This is a genomic window from Branchiibius cervicis (assembly GCF_042661605.1).
GTDB classification, from domain to species: Bacteria; Actinomycetota; Actinomycetes; order Actinomycetales; family Dermatophilaceae; genus Branchiibius; species Branchiibius cervicis.
Map to the genome: position 1 here is coordinate 807,648 of NZ_JBHSWJ010000002.1, position 18,496 is coordinate 826,143.

An 18,496-nucleotide genomic window follows, 5' to 3' on the forward strand; every position below is an offset into this window, starting at 1 on the left:
GTGCGCCGACAGCGGCATTCTTGTCCTATGTGCGGGCGCTATGCGGCGAGTTTCCATCCCGAGGATCTGGTGGAGCGGATGGAGATCGAGGCCGATCTCAGTGCCGAGCACACTCGTTCCATCCTCAGCCGCCCGCAGGAGCCACCGGTGGGCGCGCCCGACTACAACATGGCCCCGACCAAGCAGGCGGCCGTCGTCCTGACCCGCCGGGTCGAGCAGGAGCCCTTGCGGCAGCTGCGGATGCTCACGTGGGGGTTGGTGCCGAGCTGGGCCAAGGACACCAAGACCGCCTACCGGATGATCAACGCCCGGGCCGAGACGCTCTTCGACAAGGGTGCCTACGCCAAAGCGGCCGGCGCGCGCCGGTGTCTGGTGCCCGCCTCGGGTTGGTATGAGTGGCAGGCAAGTCCGACGCAGACCGACGCCAAGGGCAAACCGCGTAAGCAGCCGTTCTATACGCGCCGGGCCGATGAGGACCTGCTGGCCTTCGCCGGGCTCTACGAGTTCTGGCGGGACCGCACCCTGGCCGACGACGACCCCGACGCGTGGCTGGTCACCTTCACGATCATCACCACCGCCGCCGAGCCCGGCCTGGACCGGATCCACGACCGCCAGCCCGTAGTGCTGGATCGCGCCGACTGGAGCACCTGGCTGGATCCTGCGGTGACCGATCCCGATGACGTACGCCGAGTGCTCACCGCCCAGCCCGCCGGCCGGTTCGAGGCGTGGCCGGTGAGCACCGCGGTGTCCTCATCCCGCAGCAACGGGCCCGGCTTGCTGGACCCGGTTCCGCGCTCTGAACTGCACGGCGTCGTGGACCCGGAGACCGGGGAGATCCTGGCGTGAGCCTCACCCGGATCGAGACTCCGGTCGGACCGGCCCGGGCGCACATCCGGCGGGCGGCGGATCCGCGCGGCACGGTGGTCCTCAGCCACGGCGCCGGCGGTGGCATCGACGCACCCGATCTGGTCGCGTTGACGGCCCTGGTCGGCGACGGCTGGAACTACGTGCTGGTCGAACAACCGTGGCGCGTCGCCGGTAAGAAGATCGCTCCCGCGCCGAAAACCCTTGATGCAGCGTGGATCCCGATCATCGCCGCACTGTACGACGGCCGGCGGCGTCTCACCGGGCCGTGGATCACCGGAGGCCGGTCGGCGGGAGCGCGGGTCGCGTGTCGCACCGCGGCCGCCGTCGGCGCGGACGGTGTGCTGGCGCTCGCGTTCCCGCTGCATCCACCCGGCCACCCCGAGAAGTCAAGGGCCGACGAAGGGCGGCAGGTCGGCGTGCCGCTGTTGGTCGTACAGGGGCAGCGTGATCCGTTCGGCACACCGCAGGAGGTGAGCGCGGCGGTACCCACCGCGACGGTCCGCCCCGCCCGCGGCGACCACGGCTTCACCAAGGACCCGCAGGACGTGGTGGCCGCTGTGCGGGACTGGTTAGAGTGCGCCCCCGGCGGCCTCGGGCGCTGAGGCGTCCCCGCCGCCGTCACCGACGGTCTCGCGCGCGAGGTGTTCTTCGATCTGGAACCAGTCGGATTCGTCCTTGCAGCGCTCGGCGACGGTCAGCAGCGTGTTCATCGAAGCGACCTCTTCGACCTGCTCCTTGAGGAACCACAGCATGAACTGCTCGCCGAGTACGTCACCTGCGTCGCGTGCCGCGCGAAAGATCGCCTCGATCTGGTCGGTGACCGTCTTCTCCTGGGCCAGGGCCAGCGCGATGGGCTCGGTGATCGAGGTGAAGTCGTTCCGGACCTCATCGACACCGGGGATGCTGACCGGCCAGTCACGGTCGAGCACGTACTGCACGATCATCATCGCGTGGTTGCGTTCCTCGACCGACTGCGCGTAGAAGTGGGCCGCCAGGCGGGGCAGGTCCTTGTCGTCGAACCAGACGGCGATCGCGACGTACTGCTGGCTGGCGGTGAATTCATGGCGGATCTGTTCGGTCAGCAGGTCGCGGAAACGGGAGGTCGTCTCAGAGGTCATAGCGGCGAGAGTATCCGTAGGGGTGGGCTGCTGCACTCCTGAACGCAGCGGCTACGGCGCGGAATGCAGGCCCGCCGCCGGGCGTTACCCCTCACATGCTGGTTGCCACCCGAACGCCCGAGTTGGCCCGTCGAGGGACCCGACTACCCTGGAAGGTAATGACTCACACGGATCAGCAGCCGGCGCAAGCGCCGCAGGAGGATGTACCGGACGAGGCCGTCGTGCGCGACCCGGCCGGGCTGGACGTTGCCGCGGAGACCCCCGCAGAGCGCATCGAGCGGTTCGAACGCGATGCGATGCCCTACCTGGACCAGCTTTACAGCGCCGCCTTGCGCACGACGCGCAACCCCACCGACGCCGAGGACCTGGTGCAGGAGACGTTCGCCAAGGCGTTCGCCGCGTTCCACCAGTACAAGCCGGGCACGAACCTCAAGGCCTGGCTCTACCGGATCCTGACCAACACCTACATCAACACCTACCGCAAGAAGCAGCGTGAGCCGCAGCAGTCCGATGCCTCGGAGGTGGAGGACTACCAGCTGCACCGTGCCGCGTCGCACTCCTCGTCCGGATTGCGCTCGGCCGAGACCGAGGCTCTGGACCACCTCCCGGACAGCGACGTGAAGGCGGCGCTGCAGCAGGTGCCTGAGGACTTCCGTTTGGCGGTCTACCTCGCCGACGTCGAAGGCTTCTCCTACAAGGAGATCGCCGAGATCATGGACACCCCGATCGGCACGGTGATGTCCCGGTTGCACCGTGGCCGGCGTCAGTTGCGCGAACTACTGGAGGATTACGCGCGCGAGCGCGGCTTCGTGCGCGACGAGGAGGCTGGGTCGTGAGCCGAGAGTGCGCAGAGCTGTACGAATTGCTCGACGCCTACGTGGACGGCGAGCTGTCCGCGGGCGAGTGCGAGCGTCTCAAATCACACCTGGTGCAATGCCCGTCCTGCCTGAGTGAGTACGAGCGCGATGCGCTGCTGAAGGCTCTGGTACGTCGATCGTGCCAGTGCGAGCAGGCGCCCAGCACGCTCCGGGCCCAGATCCTCACCCGGATCAGCACCTTCGCAACCGACGGTCAGTCGTTACGGGCGACTACGGTCACGACGGTCACCGACGTCGAGTAAGAGCTGATGACAGAAAGAAGCCCCGGCCACGGCCGGGGGCTTCTTTCTGCTGCTGGGTCTCAGGCGTTGGGCTTGTGGCCGTGGTTGGCGGCCTTGCCCTTGCGGCTGCGACGCTTGCGGGCGCGCTTGCTCATACCGGTCTCCTTCAAAGGTTCTGATCCACCATCGTGACATAGGGGTGGCGTCTGAGCCGAATCGGGCCGGTTTGGGCGGATGATAGTGGAATCTTGGTATAGGGGGTGAACTTTCCTGTAGTGACCACACCCGCAAAGGGTCAAGTTCTGTCACTATAGGCGTAGTGGTGTTCGCAGTCCGCGCGGACATCGAACCCGCGATTCGCGGGTAGGCCGGTGCTGGGGGCGCCGCCTCGAGTAGCAAGGAAGGAAGATCGATATGGGTCGGAATCTCGCCTCGTGGTTCTCAATTTGGTCCGGATGGTTCGGCGGTGGCGCAGCGACCGTGAGCCCGCACGTGATCACGTGGGACCCTGACGCCTGAGGACTGCCCTGACATCGGGTAAAACCTCAGCCGCACGGACCAGTCCTTCGGGCTGGTCCGTGCCCTTTTCACGCCCCGGCGCACCTACGTCACCGGGATCTACCTGACCCTTGCCGCTGTCGTGGCCGTCTTGGCGGTCGGCCGTATCGATCCGCCCGATCCGCTGCCCACCATCACCTTCCTGGCGCTGGCCCTGCTGGCGCAATGGAACACGTCCAAATGGCGCAGCGCATCGACCATCTCGGTGACGTCCATCCTCATCGCTGCTGCGATCGCGCTGCTCGGTCCGTGGGGCGCGCTGGTCGTCGGCGGCCTGGGCACCCTGCTCAGCCCGGTGCACTGGCGTCCGATCGCCCGGGCGTTCAACGGGGGCTCGACGGGATTGGCCAGCGTGATCGCGGCGTGTGCCTACGGCCTCGTCGGGGGCCGGATTCTGGTCAGTCAACAGCAGTCGCCCTTGTGGCTCCTGGTGCACGGCCTTGGGCCGCTCATCGTGGCCATCGTCGTGCTCTTCGTCTTCAACGTGGCGCTCGTGGCGGGGATGATCGTCCTGACCTCGCCGGCCAACCTGCGTCGCACGCTGACGGACATGATTCGCGGGTCGTGGTTGCGTTACCTGGGTTACGGCCTGGTCGGCTTCGTGATTGCGGTGCTCTGGGCGCCGGTGAGGCTCGGGGGCGCGACGGTCGTTTTGATGGCGGCACCACTCCTGCTGGCCCAATGGTCGTTCCGGGAGCAAGCGGCCGAGCAGAGTACCCAGCAGCGAACGGTGGAGACGCTGGTGGCGGCGCTCGAAGCGCGCGATCCGGTGCTGGAGGGCCGCGGCGCACAGATCGCCGCCATCGCCATCGCCATGGGCGAGAGTTTCGGACTATCCGACGAAGAGCTCGAGTCGCTGCGGTTCGCAGCCTGGTTGCACGATGTCGGACTGGCCAGTCCCGATCAGGTCAGGCCCGCGCCACACCGCTTCGTGGTCGGTGCGGGGGGCATCGACCTGGCCGGCTCGGATATGGAGCGGTTGCTGTCCCACCCCGAGCGGGGGTGCGGATGGTGGAGGGAATCGACTTCCTCAACCGGTCGGCGACGGCGATCCTGCATCACCACGAACGGTGGGACGGTCGCGGGTATCCCGACCGGTTGGCGGGTGCGGCGATCCCGCTGCTCGCCCGTATCGTCGCGGTCGCCGCGACCGGTTATGCCGTATCCGTGGAGTTGGGCGGCGAGCCGGCAGCAGCGGTACCCGTCTTGTGGGAGCACGCCGGGTCCCAGCTCGACCCGGCCTGTGTGCACGCCTTCGAGTCGGTGGTGAGCACGTTGCCGACGGTCGAGGGCCGCATCGTGGTCCAATCCGGATTCGACCACGATCTGCCGGCCGCCTCCGACGCCATCGCCGCCGCCCAGGACCGCGCCGCGCATCGGCCGCGTGAGGGATCGGAGCCGCTCGGACGATGAGGCGTATGGTGCGATCGCGGGACCTCGCCCTGAGGGCAGTCCTGCTCACCGCGGTCGCGGTGATTCTGGTGTGGTCGGTGATCTCGGCCATGCACCACATCGAAGCTCTCTCGGTGACCGACCTGGAACTGCTGGGCGGGTTCGCCCTCTGGATGACGCTCAGCAGTCTGCTCGACGTACGACTGCCGGGAGCCGGCGTCGTGGTGGCACCGGCGAGCATCGCCGTGGCGTTGGCCATGGGGATGGTGGTCACCTGGCCATCCCTCGGTCCGCTCGAGCACGCGACGTTCTACCAGGTCGGATTCGGCAACGGTGTGATCCTGTTGACGGTTGCGATCGGCCTCGCAGCCGGTGGTCTGCTGGCTCGTGCGGCGGGTGTCGTGCGGGTGCGCTGGCCCGTGCGCTGCGCGATCCTGATCTCGGCGGCGATCACGGCGCTGTTGTTCAACGCGGTCCCGCATCACGGCACCTACACGTGGCAGACGATGCTGATCATGCTCGGCTGCGCAGCTGCCCCGGGCCTTCTGTGGCTGGTGGTGTTGCTGCTGAACGCCCTGCCGACCCAGGCGACGATGGTGCTGACGGAAACGGTGCTGGTGCAGGTGCCCGTCGGTGCCGCGTGTATCGGCTCCGCGGTAGCCATCGCGCTCGGCACCAGCGCGCTGGGCGTGCTCGCGGTGCCGCTGATCGCCTTTCCCCTGGTGCTCATGCGCTTTGCCATCCACCAGCAGGAACGCCAACGAACCACCCGCCGGCAGACCGTCGCGGCACTGGCCCGGCTGACCGAAGTCGCCGGCTACACCCGCCCCGGCCATTCGCGACAGGTCGCGCAACTGTGCCGATCGGTCGGGATGCGATTGGACCTGAGCCCCCGGCAGCTGAGCGTCCTCGAAGACGCGGCCCTCCTGCACGACATAGGTCAGGTGTCGCTGGACCGGCCCATTCCGGACGGTGCGACCACCGAAGCAGCGCCGCTTGACCAACGTGCGATCGCCGAAGCCGGCGCTGGCATCGTCCGGCGCACAGGCCGGATGGAGTCGGTGGCGACCCTCCTGGACGCCCAGGCCACGCCGTACCACATGGAAGTGATCGAAGGCGCGCAGATCCCGCTGGGCAGCCGGATCATCAAGGTCTGCAACGCCTACGTCGATCACCTGGCGGGGGAGCCCGGTCGACACTCGCTGGCTGTCGAGCGGCTCTACCTCGGGCTGGGGTATGAGTACGACCCCCGGGTCATCGACGCGTTGATGGCCGAACTCGGCGGCGAGGTGTCGAAGAACTGAGGTGGGTACGCCGTGGCGTACCCACCTCAGGTCAGGCCCGGTCGGGTTCGGCTTCGTCGGCGAACGGGTCCGGGTTGTAGGCGCGCACCTTGGGATCGTCGCTGTCGGCGAAGTAGTCCGCCGGCACCGTCGAGTCCTTACCGTCAGGCACGTTGGTAGCGCGGAAGATGAGCGTGAGTACGGCTGCGACCACGAAGTTCAGAACGATCGCGGTCATCCCGATGTAGCCCAGTTTGCCGATGATCGGCATGATCGCGGTCGACCCGCCGAAGTGGGAGGTAGCCGCGCTCGCCACGCCGTACGCCTTCCACGTGCCGTAGATCATCCCGACGGCCCAGCCGGCCAGTAGCGCCCACCGATGGAACCACCGGGTGAACAGTCCGGCCACGATGGTCGGGAAGGTCTGCAGGATCCAGATACCGCCCAACAGCTGCAGGTTGATCGCGTTCTGCTTGTCCATGCCCAGGACGAAGGCCACCGCGAAGACCTTGACGATCAGCGACACCAGCTTGGATACCTTCGCCTCCTGTACGGCCGTGGCGTCGGGTTTGATCCACTCCTTGTAGATGTTGCGGGTGAAGGTGTTGGCGGCGGCGATCGACATGATCGCCGCGGGCACCAGCGCGCCGATAGCGATGGCGGCGAAGGCGACTCCGGCGAACCAGCTGGGGAACTGGTCCTCGAACAGCTGGGGGATCGCCAACTGCGGGTTGGCCTTGCCGTCCAGGCCGATCGGCTTGGTCTTGGCCGCGATGGCAACCCAGCCGAGCAGCGCCAGTAGCGCCAGCACGAAGGAGTACGCCGGCAGGATCGCCGCGTTCTTTCGAATCGTGTTGCGGCTCTTGGAAGACAGCGCAGCGGTGACCGAGTGGGGGTACATGAACAGCGCCATCGCCGAGCCGAAGGCCAGCGTCACGTAGGCCCAGTTCTGCGCCGGTGGCACCAGGAACGTTCCGGTGGGTTTGCTCGGGTCCGCCTTGCTCGGAGCGTTCATCTTGGTCTCGGCTGAGGAGAAGATGTGGTCCCAGCCGCCGATCTTGCTGGGCAACCAGATGATCGCGACGATCACGACCAGGTAGATCAGGATGTCCTTGACGAACGCGATGATCGCCGGCGCTCGCAGACCGCTGGAGTAGGTGTATGCCGCCAGCACGATGAAGGCGATGAACAACGGCAGGTCCCGCACGAACCAGTTGCCGCCGCCGCCGACACCGAGGACCTCCAGGACCGCCTGGATGCCGACCAGTTGCAGCGCGATGTAGGGCATGGTCGCCACGAACCCGGTGATGGCGATCGCCAGCGACAACCCGCGCGATCCGTAACGTCCGCGGACGAAGTCGGCGGAGGTGACGTAACCGTGGCGGTGGCTGACCGACCACAGTCGCGACATGAACCAGAAGATCATCGGGTAGAGGACGATCGTGTACGGGATCGAGAAGAAGCCGCCGACGACGCCCGTGGCGAACATGGCGGCCGGGACCGCGATGAAGGTGTACGCCGTGTAGATGTCTCCGCCGATCAGGAACCACGTGATCCAGGTGCCGAACGACCTTCCGCCCAGGCCCCATTCGTCCAGGGAGTCCAGGTGGTCACCGCGCCGCCAGCGTGCGGCCAGGAAGCCCAGCACGGTCACGATCAGGAAGAAGATGATCAGGATGGCCAGGGCAACACCGTTGACTCCGGTGTTTGGTGCAGACGGATTCGCTGCTGCGACAAGGGTGTTCACAGCTCACCCGCCTGGTGGTCGTCCGCGCCCAGGGTGCGTTCGGCGATCGGCTGCCGCGGTCTCGCCTTCTTGGACAACACGTAGGCGATCGAGGTGCAGATGGCGGTCAGGAAGACCCAGAGCATCTGGTACCAGAAGAAGAACGGGAAGCTGCCGAGTTTGGGATCCTCCCGCGAGTACCAGCCCACGGGGATGAGGGCGAGCAACGGGATGATCAGGAAGATGGCCATCAGGATCTGCAGATCGCGCCGGGCCGGTGGTGCGGCATTCGGATCCGGTGTGGTTGTCAATGGTTCGGATTCAGACATGAATGGGCACCCTCCGACATCGATGCTGGCTCTCGGCCGCGCTGACGTCCGCGGCCATCGATCAACGTAGCGCGTGACCGCCGTCACGTGGTTCAACTCGATCGGCGTGTTAGATAGCGTGCCGAAGGATGGTGCGAACGATGAAAAACCGCCGCCGATCCACGGGATCGGCGGCGGTTTCGAAGCGACTGCGTCAGGCCTTCTTGGTCTCCCAGAAGATGTCGGCGATCTCGTCGATTTTGGCCAGCAACTTGTCGGCCGTCTCGACGTCCAGCGCGCCCTTGGTGCCGGTGGCGCCGGCCAGCTTGGTGGCCTCGTTGACCAGGGTGTGCAGCTGGGGGTACTTCTCGAAGTGCGGCGGCTTGAAGTAGTCGGTCCACAGCACCCACAGGTGGTGCTTGACCAACTCGGAGCGCTGCTCCTTGATGATCAGGGCGCGGGTGCGGAAGTCGGGGTCGTCGTTGCCGGCGACCTTCTCGCAGATGCCCTTGATGGACTCGGCCTCGATCTTGGCCTGGGCCGGGTCGTACACCCCGCACGGCAGGTCGCAGTGCGCACTGACCTCGATGGTGGGGGCGAACAGCTTGCGAAGCATGTGGCGTCCTTTCGTTGGCTCGGGTTGCCGGACCCCGCGTTGAGCGGGTCCGCTACGTCGAAACTACCCCCGCGCCCGCGAGCTTCGTAAGGCGCACCTACACCCGGGCGTCAGATGCGACGGCGTCGCGGCAGGCGTCCTAGCACCACACCGATCACCGATCCGGCCGGTACCGCACCGAACTGCCGGGAGTCGGTGCCGGCCGGATTGTCCGCGCTCAGCCACCACCGTCCGTCCGGCTCCCGCCGGGTGATCCGTTTGACTGCGACAGGGCGCGGCCCGTCCGGGCCCTCCGGCAGGCGTACGACGTGGGGCCGGCCAGGGTGCACCCGCTGGCCGTAGTGCACCACCAGACGGTCGCCCTCGACGTACGTCGGCTCCATGGAGGTGCCGCGCACGACGGCGATGCCGAACGGCAGGCTCACCCGTCGGCGGGGTCGGCCACCGGCACGGGGGTCTCGTGCTGCTCGGCCAGGATCCGGCGCAGGAAGGTCTTGGTCCGCTCATGCTGCGGACGGGCGATGACCTCCTTGGACGGTCCTTCCTCGACGACCACACCACCGTCCATGAAGACAACCCGGTCGGCGACGTCGCGGGCGAACGAGATCTCGTGGGTGACCACGATCATCGTCATCCCGGCGTCGGCCAGCTCGCGCATCACGTCCAGCACTTCGCCGACCAACTCGGGGTCGAGGGCCGAGGTGGGTTCGTCGAAAAGCATGAGCTTGGGCTTCATCGCCAGTGCTCGCGCGATCGCGACCCGCTGCTGCTGGCCGCCGGACAGTTGCGCGGGGTAGTGGTCGGCGCGGTCGGCGAGCCCGACGCGATCCAGCAACTCACGGGCTTCCTTGAGCGCTTCGGCCTTCGGCCGCTTCTGCACGTGGATCGGCCCCTCCGCGACGTTCTGCAACGCCGTCTTGTGCGGGAAGAGGTTGAAGCGTTGGAAGACCATCCCGATCTCGCCGCGCTGCTGGGCAATCCGCTTGTCGTTCAAGCGGAACAGCGTGCCGTCGCGGTCGTCGTACCCCATGAGTTCGCCGTCGACCCAGATGCGTCCGCCGTTGATGGTCTCCAGCTGGTTGATGCACCGCAGGAAGGTGGTCTTGCCCGACCCGGACGGGCCGAGCAAGCAGACCACCTCGCCGGAGTGCACGTCCATGTCGATGCCCTTGAGCACTTCGGTGTGGTGGAACGACTTGGTGACATTGAGCGCTTTCACCAGCGGTGCGTCGGTCGTCGTCGTCATCTCAGTGGTCGCCTCCGATGAAGTTCAACCGCAAGCGGCTCTTGGTGGCCCCAGCCGCTGGGCCGGTGCCGAAGCCCCGGCCGAAGTAGCGCTCCAGGTAGGACTGGCCGATCATCAGGATCGAGCAGACGATGAGGTACCAGATGACGCCCGCGACGTACGCCGGCATGATCCGGTAGGTGTTACTGGCCACCTGGGTGACCTGGAACCACAACTCGACGATGATCGGCACCGCCGACAACAGCGAGGTGTCCTTCACCATGGCGATGGTCTCGTTGCCGGTCGGCGGCACGATGACCCGCATCGCCTGCGGCAGGGTGATCCGGCGCATGGTCTTTGCGTTGCTCATGCCGATCGCTTTGGCGGCCTCCGCTTGGCCGGGGTCGACCGACTGGATCCCGGCACGAGCGATCTCGGCCATGTACGCCGCCTCGGAGAGGCCCAGACCGATGATGCCGATGATGATGGTGTTGGAGATCTTGTTGACCTGGATGGTCCCGACCATCAACGGGTTGTCGGTGCCGAACAGCTGCTGGGCGAACGGGAAGCCGATGTCCAGATGCGGATAGAGGACTGCCAGTCCACTACCCAGCATCACCAGGAGCACCAGGCGGGGGATGGCCCGGAAGAACCAGGTATAGACGAAGGCGACGCCGCGCAGCACCGGGTTGTCCGACAGTCGCATGATCGCCAGCAGCACCCCGCCGACGATGCCCAGGATCATGGCGCCGATCGTGCCGACGATGGTTCCGCGCAGCAGGCCCTGCAAGACGGGACGGTAGTTCATCACCGTGGCGACGAATCCCCAGTCCCAGGCGGGGTTGGTGACGAAGGAGGAGATCATCATCGCCACCAGCACGGCGATGACGGCGAGCGCCACCCAGCGCCACGGATGCCGGACCGGCCGGGCGTTGATCTCGCCCGGCCGGTCGGTGGTGTTCACAGGGTCAACTGACACTGGGGTTGACCTCGAAGGTGGTGATCGCACCGGACTCCTGGCCCCACTTGGCCAGGATCTGCTTGTAGCTGCCGTCCTTCTCCATCGCGGTGAAGGCCGCGGCGATCGCCTTGGCGAAGTCCGTGGCGTCCTTCTTCACCACGATGCCGTAGGGCGCGGAGTCGTAGATCTTGCCGACTGCTTCCAGCTTGTCGCCGGTCTGCTTCACCGCATAGAGCGCGACAGGGGAGTCGGCCACCATCGCCTGCACCTTGCCGCTGACCAGGTCCGCGGTCACCTTGGACTGGTCCTGCTCGACGACCTGGGTGATGACCTCCTTGCCCGACTCCCGGCACTTCTTGCTGCGGGCGGTCAGGTCATCGACCTGCACCGTGCCCTTCTGTACACCCACGGTCAGACCGCAGGCGTTGTCCGGGTCGACCTTGTTGGGGTTGCCCTTGGTGGTGACCCACTGGCTGCCGGCGGTGAAATAGCTGATCATGTTGACCTGCTTCATCCGGTCGGCGTTGATGGTGAAGGACGAGGCCGCGGCGTCGTACTTGCCGGACGTGACGCCCAGGATCAGCGTGTCGAAGTTGCCGTTCTGCCAGTTGGCTTTCAGGCCCAGCTTGGCCAGGGCGGCGTTGAAGAGGTCGACATCCATCCCGACGACGGTGGTGCCGCCCTGGAGGTACTCGTTCGGGGCGTAGCTGGCGTCCGAACCCACGGTCAGCGTGCCCTTGGCCTTGATGTCGGCGGGGACCATCGAGGCCAGGCTCGCGTCAGCGCCGCCGGTGGTCACGCTGGCCGTCGGCGAGTTGGTGCCGGTCGAGCCGGTGTTCAGGCTGTCGGACCCACACGCGGACAGCGCGGTCATGAGTGCGACCGCGGTAACGGCCCCTAGGCCCGAGGCTTTGGTGATGCTGCGCATTGCTGCTCCTTGACTATCGGCACATCGACCGTGACGGTCGTTCCCCGATCCTGACATCCTGCCGTGCCGGTGGAGGGTCGCCGCGCTGGTTTGTGATCTGCCCGTAACACCTTCCCGGCGACTTCCCATCCTTGTCCCAGCCTCCCACCGACGATTCTGAGGAATTCGACATTGTGGAGGACCTGGCCCGGGCGTGGATCCCTCAGAATCCGCGATCTCCTCAGAAACCTCTCCTTCACAACGGTGGCGCAGGTCAAGCGGCGAGATGGAGCCGCTGTGCGATGGCCCGCATGATTCGGTGCTGCACCGCCGGCCAGTCGTTGACCATCTGGTCGTAACTGACGCGGATGACGGTGTAACCCATCGTCGTGAGCAGAGCATCGTGCGCGATGTCCCTGCTGCGTTGATCACCGACGTGATGGCCTCCATCGATCTGGAATACCAGCCGGTCCCCGATGAGGAAGTCGACGGGTTTGCCCGCGATCACGATCTGCTGCCGTACGGCCACCCTCAGGAACCGCAGGCGACTCATCGCAAACGACTCGAGGCCTGAGTCGGACCACGGCCGGACGACATCCAGGATGGCCCGAGTCCGCGCAGTCATCGGCAGGCGGCTCATGACCTCTGGAGTGGTCAGACCCTTCCGGATCGCGGATTCCCAGGCAGCGACGGCATTTTCGTGGGTCTGGCACCCTGCGATCAACAGCAGACTGTTCTCCAGGGAGTCCACAGCAGCATCGGGATGACGCGGCAGCGCGGCTGCACCCCAATGGACGACGCAGCCGTCGGATCGAATCCCGCCGGCGTGCGGAGCAGCGGCAACGTGCACCCGGCCATCGGACATCACCCACAGCCCGCGACGCGCAGCTTCGCTGATGCAGGTGAGGACACCGTGCGCCCGGACGGCAACGACCACGGCGCGATCGACCTCGGGCAGCGCGACCCAGCCCTTGCGAACCCGGTAGATCTGGTGGTCGGCCAATGCGCGGCGGATGGCGTGATCGCTGAAGCCGGCCGCCCGCAACGCGCGGGTGGGCAGGATGCCGCCGTGTCGATAGATCTCTTCGCGCACGTGCATGGGTTCACCATCGCGGCTTCGGCCGTGATGGAGCTCGCGCAGGGACGGCGCGCTGTGGATATCTCCCGCACGGCCAGGTTCACGACGACCGATTCTGAGGCAATCGCGCGTTCTGAGGTCCCTTTTCCCCTACACCACCTCAGCAACCTCCATCACCTCAGAATCGGTGGGCAGGCGGGCAAGGGCGGGCTTGGGGCTGTGACCTGCGCAAATGACATTCATGTCATTCGACACGCCGAAACACAGCATCTAGGGGTTGCCAGCGCTGTAACCCCTAGATAGTGTGGCGCACGCAGTGGTCCTCCCCGGCGAACACCGGGGAGGGGCAAGAGGGAAGCCGGTGTGATTCCGGCACTGCCCCGCAGCGGTGAGTGAGGACGAAAGCCGTCATCAGCACTGGGTCCAGGACCTGGGAAGCGACGGCCGGTAGGCGCTCTGTCAAGAGCACAGTCACAAGTCCGAAGACCTGCCATTGCCCTTGCCGCAGCCTGCGGTGGGGTGCTCGCGGCTCTCGTGGGACGAGCCGGTGAGGTACGCCGATGCCCTGGGTGTCGCCGTACCTTCCCCTCTCCCTGTGCGCCGGTGAGTGACTTCGAGGGAAGGGATCCAGCCTGTGACACTTCACGTCACCAAACGCGACGGCACACGCGAGCCGTACGACGCCGATCGCATCAACCGGGCGATCGAGCGGGCGGCCGATGGGCTGCCCGACGCGATGGCCAAGACCATGCAGATCGCCTCGGAGCTGGCGATCACGCTCTTCGACGGCATCACCACCCAGCAGCTGGACGAGGCTGCCATCAACGTGGCGGTGCAGAACGTCAAGGACGATCCCGACTTCGACGTGATCGCGAGCCGGCTGCTGCTGAAGACGATCTACAAGAAGGTGCTCGGCGACTTCGAGACCGGTACGGAGCTGGCCCTCCTGCACCAGGCGCGTTTCCCGGGCTATATCCGGGAAGGGGTCGAGGACGGTCTGTTCGACAAGCGCCTCGCCAGCACCTACGACCTGGAATCCCTTGCCGCAGCGCTGGACCCGAGCCTCGATGAGGGCCTGCGTTACATCGGCATCGTGACTCTTCGCAACCGTTACATGGCCACCGACGCGCGCCGCAGCCCGATGGAGGTGCCGGCCTACTTCTGGATGCGCGTGGCCATGGGTCTGTCGGTGAACGAAGCCGAACCCACCAAGGCGGCCATCGGCTTCTACCGCAAGATGGCCTCACTGGATTACTTGGCCGCCGGATCGACGCTGGTGAACGCAGGTACGCAGACCCCGCAGCTGAGCAACTGCTTCGTGATGCAGATGGACGACGACATCGAGCACATCGCCACGTCGATGCGTGACGTGATGTGGCTGACCAAAGGTACTGGTGGCATTGGTCTTTCGGTCACAAAGCTGCGCTCCGAAGGTAGTCCGATCCGGTCCAACAACACCGCGTCCACCGGGCCTATCCCCTTCATGCACACCATTGATTCGATCCTGCGTGCGGTGTCCCGTGGCGGCAAGAAGTTCGGCGCACTGTGCTTTTACATGGAGAACTGGCACCTGGACTTCCCGCAGTTCCTCGATCTACGACAGAACGCCGGCGACCCCTACCGGCGCACGCGCACCGCCAACACCGCGGTCTGGATCAGTGATGAGTTCATGAAACGCGTTGTCGCCGATGACGATTGGTATCTCTTCGACCCGTTGGAGACCCCTGATCTGGTCGAGTTGGTCGGCGATGACTTCTCCCGTCGGTACGCCGAGTACGTGGCTCTCGCCGAGCGAGGCGGCCTGCGATCCTTCCGCAAGATCCGTGCGAAGGAGCAGTGGAAGGCCATCCTGGTGTCTCTGCAGACGACCTCCCACCCGTGGCTGACGTGGAAGGACACCATCAACCAGCGCGCCCTGAATGACAACACCGGCACCATCCACCTGAGCAACCTGTGCACCGAGATCACCTTGCCGCAGGACCGGGACAACGTGTCCGTGTGCAACCTGGCCTCGATCAACCTGTCGCGGCACCTCATCGACGGTGAGTGGGATTGGGACCGGCTCGCCGAGTCGACGCGACTAGCCGTGCGGCAGTTGGACAACCTGATCGACATCACCAAATCCTCTGTGTCGCAGTCGGAACACTCCAACAGCCAGAACCGCGCGATCGGCCTGGGTCTGATGGGCTTTACCGACGTGGTGGAGCGGCTGGGGCTGTCCTACGCGTCACCGCAGGCGGCCGAGCTGATCGACGAGGTGACCGAGTTCATCTCCTGGCACGCCATCGACGCCTCCTGCGACCTGGCCGCCGAGCGCGGTGCCTACGCCAACTTCGAAGGCTCCGGTTGGTCGAAAGGACTGGTGCCGTTCGACACCCTTGCGGTCCTCGAGCAGCGTCGCGGGGTTGAGGTCGAGGTCGACCGTACGGCGCGCCTGGACTGGGACGCCCTGCGCAGCAAAGTGAAAGGCGGCATCCGCAACGCCACCTTGATGGCCATCGCACCGACTGCATCCATTGGTCTGGTCGCCGGCACGACTCCCGGTCTTGACCCGCAGTTCTCTCAATTGTTCTCGCGGGCCACGTCGGCCGGGAAGTTCCTGGAGGTCAACCGCAACCTGGTGGCCGCCCTGCAGGAGCGCGGTCTGTGGGAGCAGGTTCGTGAGGAGTTGCTGCGCGCCCAGGGCGACCTGGCCGCCGTACCCGGTATCCCGGAGGATCTGTTAGAAACCTATCAGACGTCGTTCCAGCTGCCGCCGGACGCCTACCTGGTCATCGCCTCGCGAGCGCAGAAATGGATTGACCAGGCCATCAGCCGCAACATCTACCTCGAGTCGCGGGATATCGGGGTGATGGCCGACCTCTACCTCGACGCGTGGCGCAAGGGTGTGAAGACCACCTACTACCTGCACATGAAGCCGCGGCACACCGCCGAGCAGTCGACCGTGAAGGTCAATAAGGCCGAGAGCACAGGGCGCACCGGCGGCGGCTTCGGCTTCGCCAAGCGAAGCGCCGCGAGCCCCGCGGCCCCGGCCGCCGTCGTCCTGGACCCGCCCCCGCGGTGGTGGCGGTGGCCGACGAGCCGGCGATCGACGCACCCGAATTGATCGAAGGGTTGGTCTGCCCGACCGACCCGCAAGAACTCTTGAACTGCGAGGCATGCCAATGACAATTCTTGGAACCGGTATCCAGGACGGCTTGCTACTCAAGCCGATCCGCTATCAGTGGGCCTACGACCTGTACAACCAGGCGGTCGCCAACACGTGGTTCCCGCATGAGGTCCAGCTGGGGGAGGACCTGGCCGACTTCGAGCGGATGACCGCCGAGGAGCGTCACGCGGTCACCTTCTTAATGAGCTACTTCAACCCCAACGAGCTGCTGGTCAACAAGGCGCTGGCCTTCGGGGTCTACCCCTACATCAATGCGCCGGAGGGTCACCTCTACCTGGCCAAACAGATGTGGGAGGAGGCCAACCACTGCATGGCGTTCGAGTACGTGCTGGAGACGTTCCCCATCGATCGCGACGAGGCGTATGCCGCTCACGTGGACATCCCGTCGATGGCCGCGAAGGAGGCCTTCGAGGTGAAGTTCATCGAGCGGATGGCCTCGACGCAGCTGGACATCACGACCACCGAGGGCAAGCGGGACTTCGTGCGCAACCTGGTGGCGTACAACGTTGTGCTGGAGGGGATCTGGTTCTACAGCGGGTTCATGGTGGCGCTGAGCTTCCGGCAGCGCAACCTGCTGCGCAATTTCGGTTCGTTGATCGACTGGATCGTGCGGGATGAGTCCCTGCACCTGAAGTTCGGGATCAATCTCATCCTGACCGTGCTGGATGAGAACCCGGACCTGCAGACCGAGGAGTTCGCCGAGGAGATCCGCCAGATGATCCTGGACGGGGTCGAGATGGAGTCGGCCTACAACCGGGACCTGTTGCCGCGCGGCATCCTCGGGCTGAACGCCGACTACATCAACACCTACGTGCAGTACCTCGCCGACCGGCGGTTGGAGGAGCTGGGCTTCGAACCCCATTGGGGCGTCAGCAATCCGGCCAAATGGATGGCAACGGCGAACGACACGCTGCAGTTGGTCAACTTCTTCGAGTCGATCAACACCAGCTACGAGGTGGACGCGAAGGTCGGCTCATGACCGTGCTGCCCCTGCGCCTTCCGCGCAGGGGCAGCCTCACCCTCGGACCGGCGTTCGTCGCCGCCATTGCGTACGTCGATCCGGGCAACATCGCAGCCAACACCTCCGCGGGGGCTCGGTTCGGGTACGCCCTGCTGTGGGTTGTCGTCTGCGCGAGCGCGGTCGCTGCGCCGATGCAGTATCTATCGGGGAAGCTGGGCAGCGTCACCGGGCACTCCCTGCCGGAGTTGATGCGCGACCGGCTCGGTCGCACCGGCCGGGGAGCTTATTGGGCGCAGGCCGAAATGGTAGCGATGGCAACGGATCTCGCCGAGGTCATCGGAGCTGCCGTAGCGCTGCATCTGCTCTTCGGGCTGCCCATGCTCCCCGCGGCGGTCCTCGCCGGCGGTCTGGGACTGGTGATCCTCGCCGTACGTGACCGGCAGGGCCCGGCATCCCTGGAGCGGCTCGCGGTCCTTTCGATGCTGATCATCGGCGGCGCGTTCGTCCTCGGGATGGCCGCCGCGCCACCGTCGGTCGGGTCCGCGATGGAGGGGTTGGTGCCGCGTCTTCAGCAAACCGACGAGGTGCTGATCGCGGCCGCTATCGTCGGCGCGACGATCATGCCGCACGCGATCTATCTGCATTCCGGCCTGAGCGCCCGGCAGCGGGAGTCGCCGAGCACGCAACGCAGCCAGGTCGCCAAGGCGATGGTTCTCGCCGGTGGCGTGAACGTGTCGATGCTGCTCTTCGGTGCGGGTGCTCTGCACGGGCAGCAGGACGGTGACTTCGGCAGTATCGCCGCGGCCGTCTCCGACCGGGTCGGGCGGGGTGCGATGTGGGCGTTCCTCGTGGCTCTGCTGCTCTCGGGACTGACCTCGACCGCGGTGGGCACGGCCGCTGGCGAGATCATCATGACGGGGCTCCTTCGCAAACGGATCTCGCCCTATCTACGACGAGCGGTGACCCTCGTCCCGGCTGTCGCCCTGATCGTCCTGGGTGTCTCACCGGTCACCGGTCTGTTGTGCTCCCAGGTGGTTCTGTCCCTGGGGATCCTGGCCGCGCTGATCCCGTTGGTGCGGCTGACGTCGGACCGGCGGCTGATGGGGGACCGGGTGAACGGGCCGGCGATGAAGGTCTTCGCGTGGGGCGTCGCGGCGGCGGTCGGAACGCTCAACGTCGTCCTGGTGGCCGTAACCTTCGGATCGTAAACAAGGCAGCATGCGGGAGA

The 18,496-nt window shown here is 66.1% G+C and carries 19 protein-coding genes, 1 pseudogene and 1 riboswitch; of the genes and pseudogenes, 10 read left to right on the forward strand and 10 right to left on the reverse strand.

Going from position 1 to position 18,496, the window contains the following annotated elements; genetic code table 11:
- Positions 1-27: 27 nt before the first annotated feature.
- Positions 28-846, forward strand: a complete 819-nt coding sequence (locus ACFQBT_RS04490) for an SOS response-associated peptidase (RefSeq protein ID WP_377820704.1) — start codon at positions 28-30, stop codon at positions 844-846.
- Positions 843-1,469 carry an alpha/beta hydrolase family protein gene (locus ACFQBT_RS04495; protein ID WP_377820706.1) on the forward strand — a complete coding sequence of 209 codons (627 nt, stop codon included), beginning with the start codon at positions 843-845 and terminating at the stop codon, positions 1,467-1,469. Before ACFQBT_RS04490 ends, ACFQBT_RS04495 begins: the two co-directional genes overlap by 4 nt.
- Here the strand turns inward: ACFQBT_RS04495 and ACFQBT_RS04500 are convergent.
- Positions 1,437-1,985 carry a ferritin gene (locus ACFQBT_RS04500; RefSeq protein WP_377820708.1) on the reverse strand — a complete coding sequence of 183 codons (549 nt, stop codon included), beginning with the start codon at positions 1,983-1,985 and terminating at the stop codon, positions 1,437-1,439. The two genes, ACFQBT_RS04495 and ACFQBT_RS04500, sit on opposite strands and share 33 nt — an antisense overlap.
- Positions 1,986-2,080: 95 nt before the next feature.
- Here ACFQBT_RS04500 and ACFQBT_RS04505 point away from each other — a divergent pair, with 95 nt between their 5' ends.
- Together ACFQBT_RS04505 and rsrA are read left to right on the forward strand one after the other, a co-directional pair.
- Complete coding sequence (locus ACFQBT_RS04505; RefSeq protein ID WP_377820710.1) at positions 2,081-2,821, forward strand: sigma-70 family RNA polymerase sigma factor; 741 nt, start codon at positions 2,081-2,083, stop codon at positions 2,819-2,821.
- Entirely contained in the window at positions 2,818-3,105 is a 288-nt protein-coding gene (gene rsrA / locus ACFQBT_RS04510; protein WP_377820711.1) for a mycothiol system anti-sigma-R factor, read from the forward strand. The genes ACFQBT_RS04505 and rsrA overlap by 4 nt, the downstream gene beginning before the upstream one ends.
- 59 nt (positions 3,106-3,164) lie before the next feature.
- Here rsrA and ACFQBT_RS04515 read toward each other — a convergent pair whose 3' ends face one another.
- On the reverse strand, positions 3,165-3,239 hold the full coding sequence (locus ACFQBT_RS04515) for a 50S ribosomal protein bL37 (RefSeq protein ID WP_371327687.1): 75 nt from the start codon (positions 3,237-3,239) through the stop codon (positions 3,165-3,167).
- Positions 3,240-4,650: 1,411 nt separating this feature from the next.
- Between ACFQBT_RS04515 and ACFQBT_RS04520 the strand changes: the two are divergent.
- The 3 genes and pseudogenes from ACFQBT_RS04520 to ACFQBT_RS04530 all read left to right on the forward strand — a co-directional run.
- A pseudogene (locus tag ACFQBT_RS04520) lies at positions 4,651-4,824 on the forward strand (HD-GYP domain-containing protein); the annotation flags it as partial.
- Between the two features lie 84 nt (positions 4,825-4,908).
- Entirely contained in the window at positions 4,909-5,055 is a 147-nt protein-coding gene (locus tag ACFQBT_RS04525; RefSeq protein WP_377825582.1) for a hypothetical protein, read from the forward strand.
- A 5-nt stretch (positions 5,056-5,060) separates the two neighbouring features.
- Entirely contained in the window at positions 5,061-6,338 is a 1,278-nt protein-coding gene (locus ACFQBT_RS04530) for an HD-GYP domain-containing protein (protein ID WP_377820713.1), read from the forward strand.
- Positions 6,339-6,369: 31 nt separating this feature from the next.
- Here the strand turns inward: ACFQBT_RS04530 and mctP are convergent, their stop codons facing one another.
- The 8 genes from mctP to ACFQBT_RS04570 all read right to left on the reverse strand — a co-directional run bounded on the left by mctP (position 6,370) and on the right by ACFQBT_RS04570 (position 13,159).
- Complete coding sequence (gene mctP / locus ACFQBT_RS04535; protein ID WP_377820715.1) at positions 6,370-8,064, reverse strand: monocarboxylate uptake permease MctP; 1,695 nt, start codon at positions 8,062-8,064, stop codon at positions 6,370-6,372.
- Positions 8,061-8,372, reverse strand: coding sequence for a DUF3311 domain-containing protein (locus tag ACFQBT_RS04540; protein ID WP_377820717.1), 312 nt, complete (start codon positions 8,370-8,372; stop codon positions 8,061-8,063). The genes mctP and ACFQBT_RS04540 overlap by 4 nt, the downstream gene beginning before the upstream one ends.
- Positions 8,373-8,565: 193 nt before the next feature.
- Positions 8,566-8,967, reverse strand: a complete 402-nt coding sequence (gene sodN, locus ACFQBT_RS04545; protein ID WP_291520309.1) for a superoxide dismutase, Ni — start codon at positions 8,965-8,967, stop codon at positions 8,566-8,568.
- Between the two features lie 110 nt (positions 8,968-9,077).
- On the reverse strand, positions 9,078-9,392 hold the full coding sequence (locus tag ACFQBT_RS04550) for a S24/S26 family peptidase (RefSeq protein ID WP_377820719.1): 315 nt from the start codon (positions 9,390-9,392) through the stop codon (positions 9,078-9,080).
- Positions 9,389-10,213 carry an amino acid ABC transporter ATP-binding protein gene (locus ACFQBT_RS04555; RefSeq protein WP_377820721.1) on the reverse strand — a complete coding sequence of 275 codons (825 nt, stop codon included), beginning with the start codon at positions 10,211-10,213 and terminating at the stop codon, positions 9,389-9,391. The genes ACFQBT_RS04550 and ACFQBT_RS04555 overlap by 4 nt, the downstream gene beginning before the upstream one ends.
- 1 nt (position 10,214) lies before the next feature.
- Complete coding sequence (locus tag ACFQBT_RS04560) at positions 10,215-11,156, reverse strand: amino acid ABC transporter permease (RefSeq protein ID WP_377820723.1); 942 nt, start codon at positions 11,154-11,156, stop codon at positions 10,215-10,217.
- 4 nt (positions 11,157-11,160) lie between these two features.
- On the reverse strand, positions 11,161-12,081 hold the full coding sequence (locus ACFQBT_RS04565) for an ABC transporter substrate-binding protein (RefSeq protein ID WP_377820725.1): 921 nt from the start codon (positions 12,079-12,081) through the stop codon (positions 11,161-11,163).
- Positions 12,082-12,334: 253 nt separating this feature from the next.
- Positions 12,335-13,159 (reverse strand): DUF559 domain-containing protein, encoded by an 825-nt coding sequence (locus ACFQBT_RS04570; RefSeq protein WP_377820727.1) that lies wholly within the window; start codon positions 13,157-13,159, stop codon positions 12,335-12,337.
- A 279-nt stretch (positions 13,160-13,438) separates the two neighbouring features.
- Positions 13,439-13,647, forward strand: a riboswitch (cobalamin riboswitch).
- A gap of 125 nt (positions 13,648-13,772) precedes the next feature.
- On the opposite strand from ACFQBT_RS04570, the gene ACFQBT_RS04575 reads away from it, so the two are divergent.
- From ACFQBT_RS04575 to ACFQBT_RS04585, 3 genes are read left to right on the forward strand one after another with little or no spacing between them, the layout of a single operon-like run.
- Positions 13,773-16,244: a ribonucleoside-diphosphate reductase subunit alpha gene (locus tag ACFQBT_RS04575; RefSeq protein ID WP_377820729.1), complete on the forward strand. Its 2,472-nt coding sequence runs from the start codon at positions 13,773-13,775 to the stop codon at positions 16,242-16,244.
- 58 nt (positions 16,245-16,302) lie between these two features.
- Positions 16,303-17,286, forward strand: coding sequence for a ribonucleotide-diphosphate reductase subunit beta (locus ACFQBT_RS04580; protein ID WP_377820730.1), 984 nt, complete (start codon positions 16,303-16,305; stop codon positions 17,284-17,286).
- A complete protein-coding gene (locus ACFQBT_RS04585; RefSeq protein WP_377820731.1) occupies positions 17,283-18,476 on the forward strand; it encodes an Nramp family divalent metal transporter in 1,194 nt (397 codons plus the stop codon). Before ACFQBT_RS04580 ends, ACFQBT_RS04585 begins: the two co-directional genes overlap by 4 nt.
- Positions 18,477-18,496: the final 20 nt, after the last annotated feature.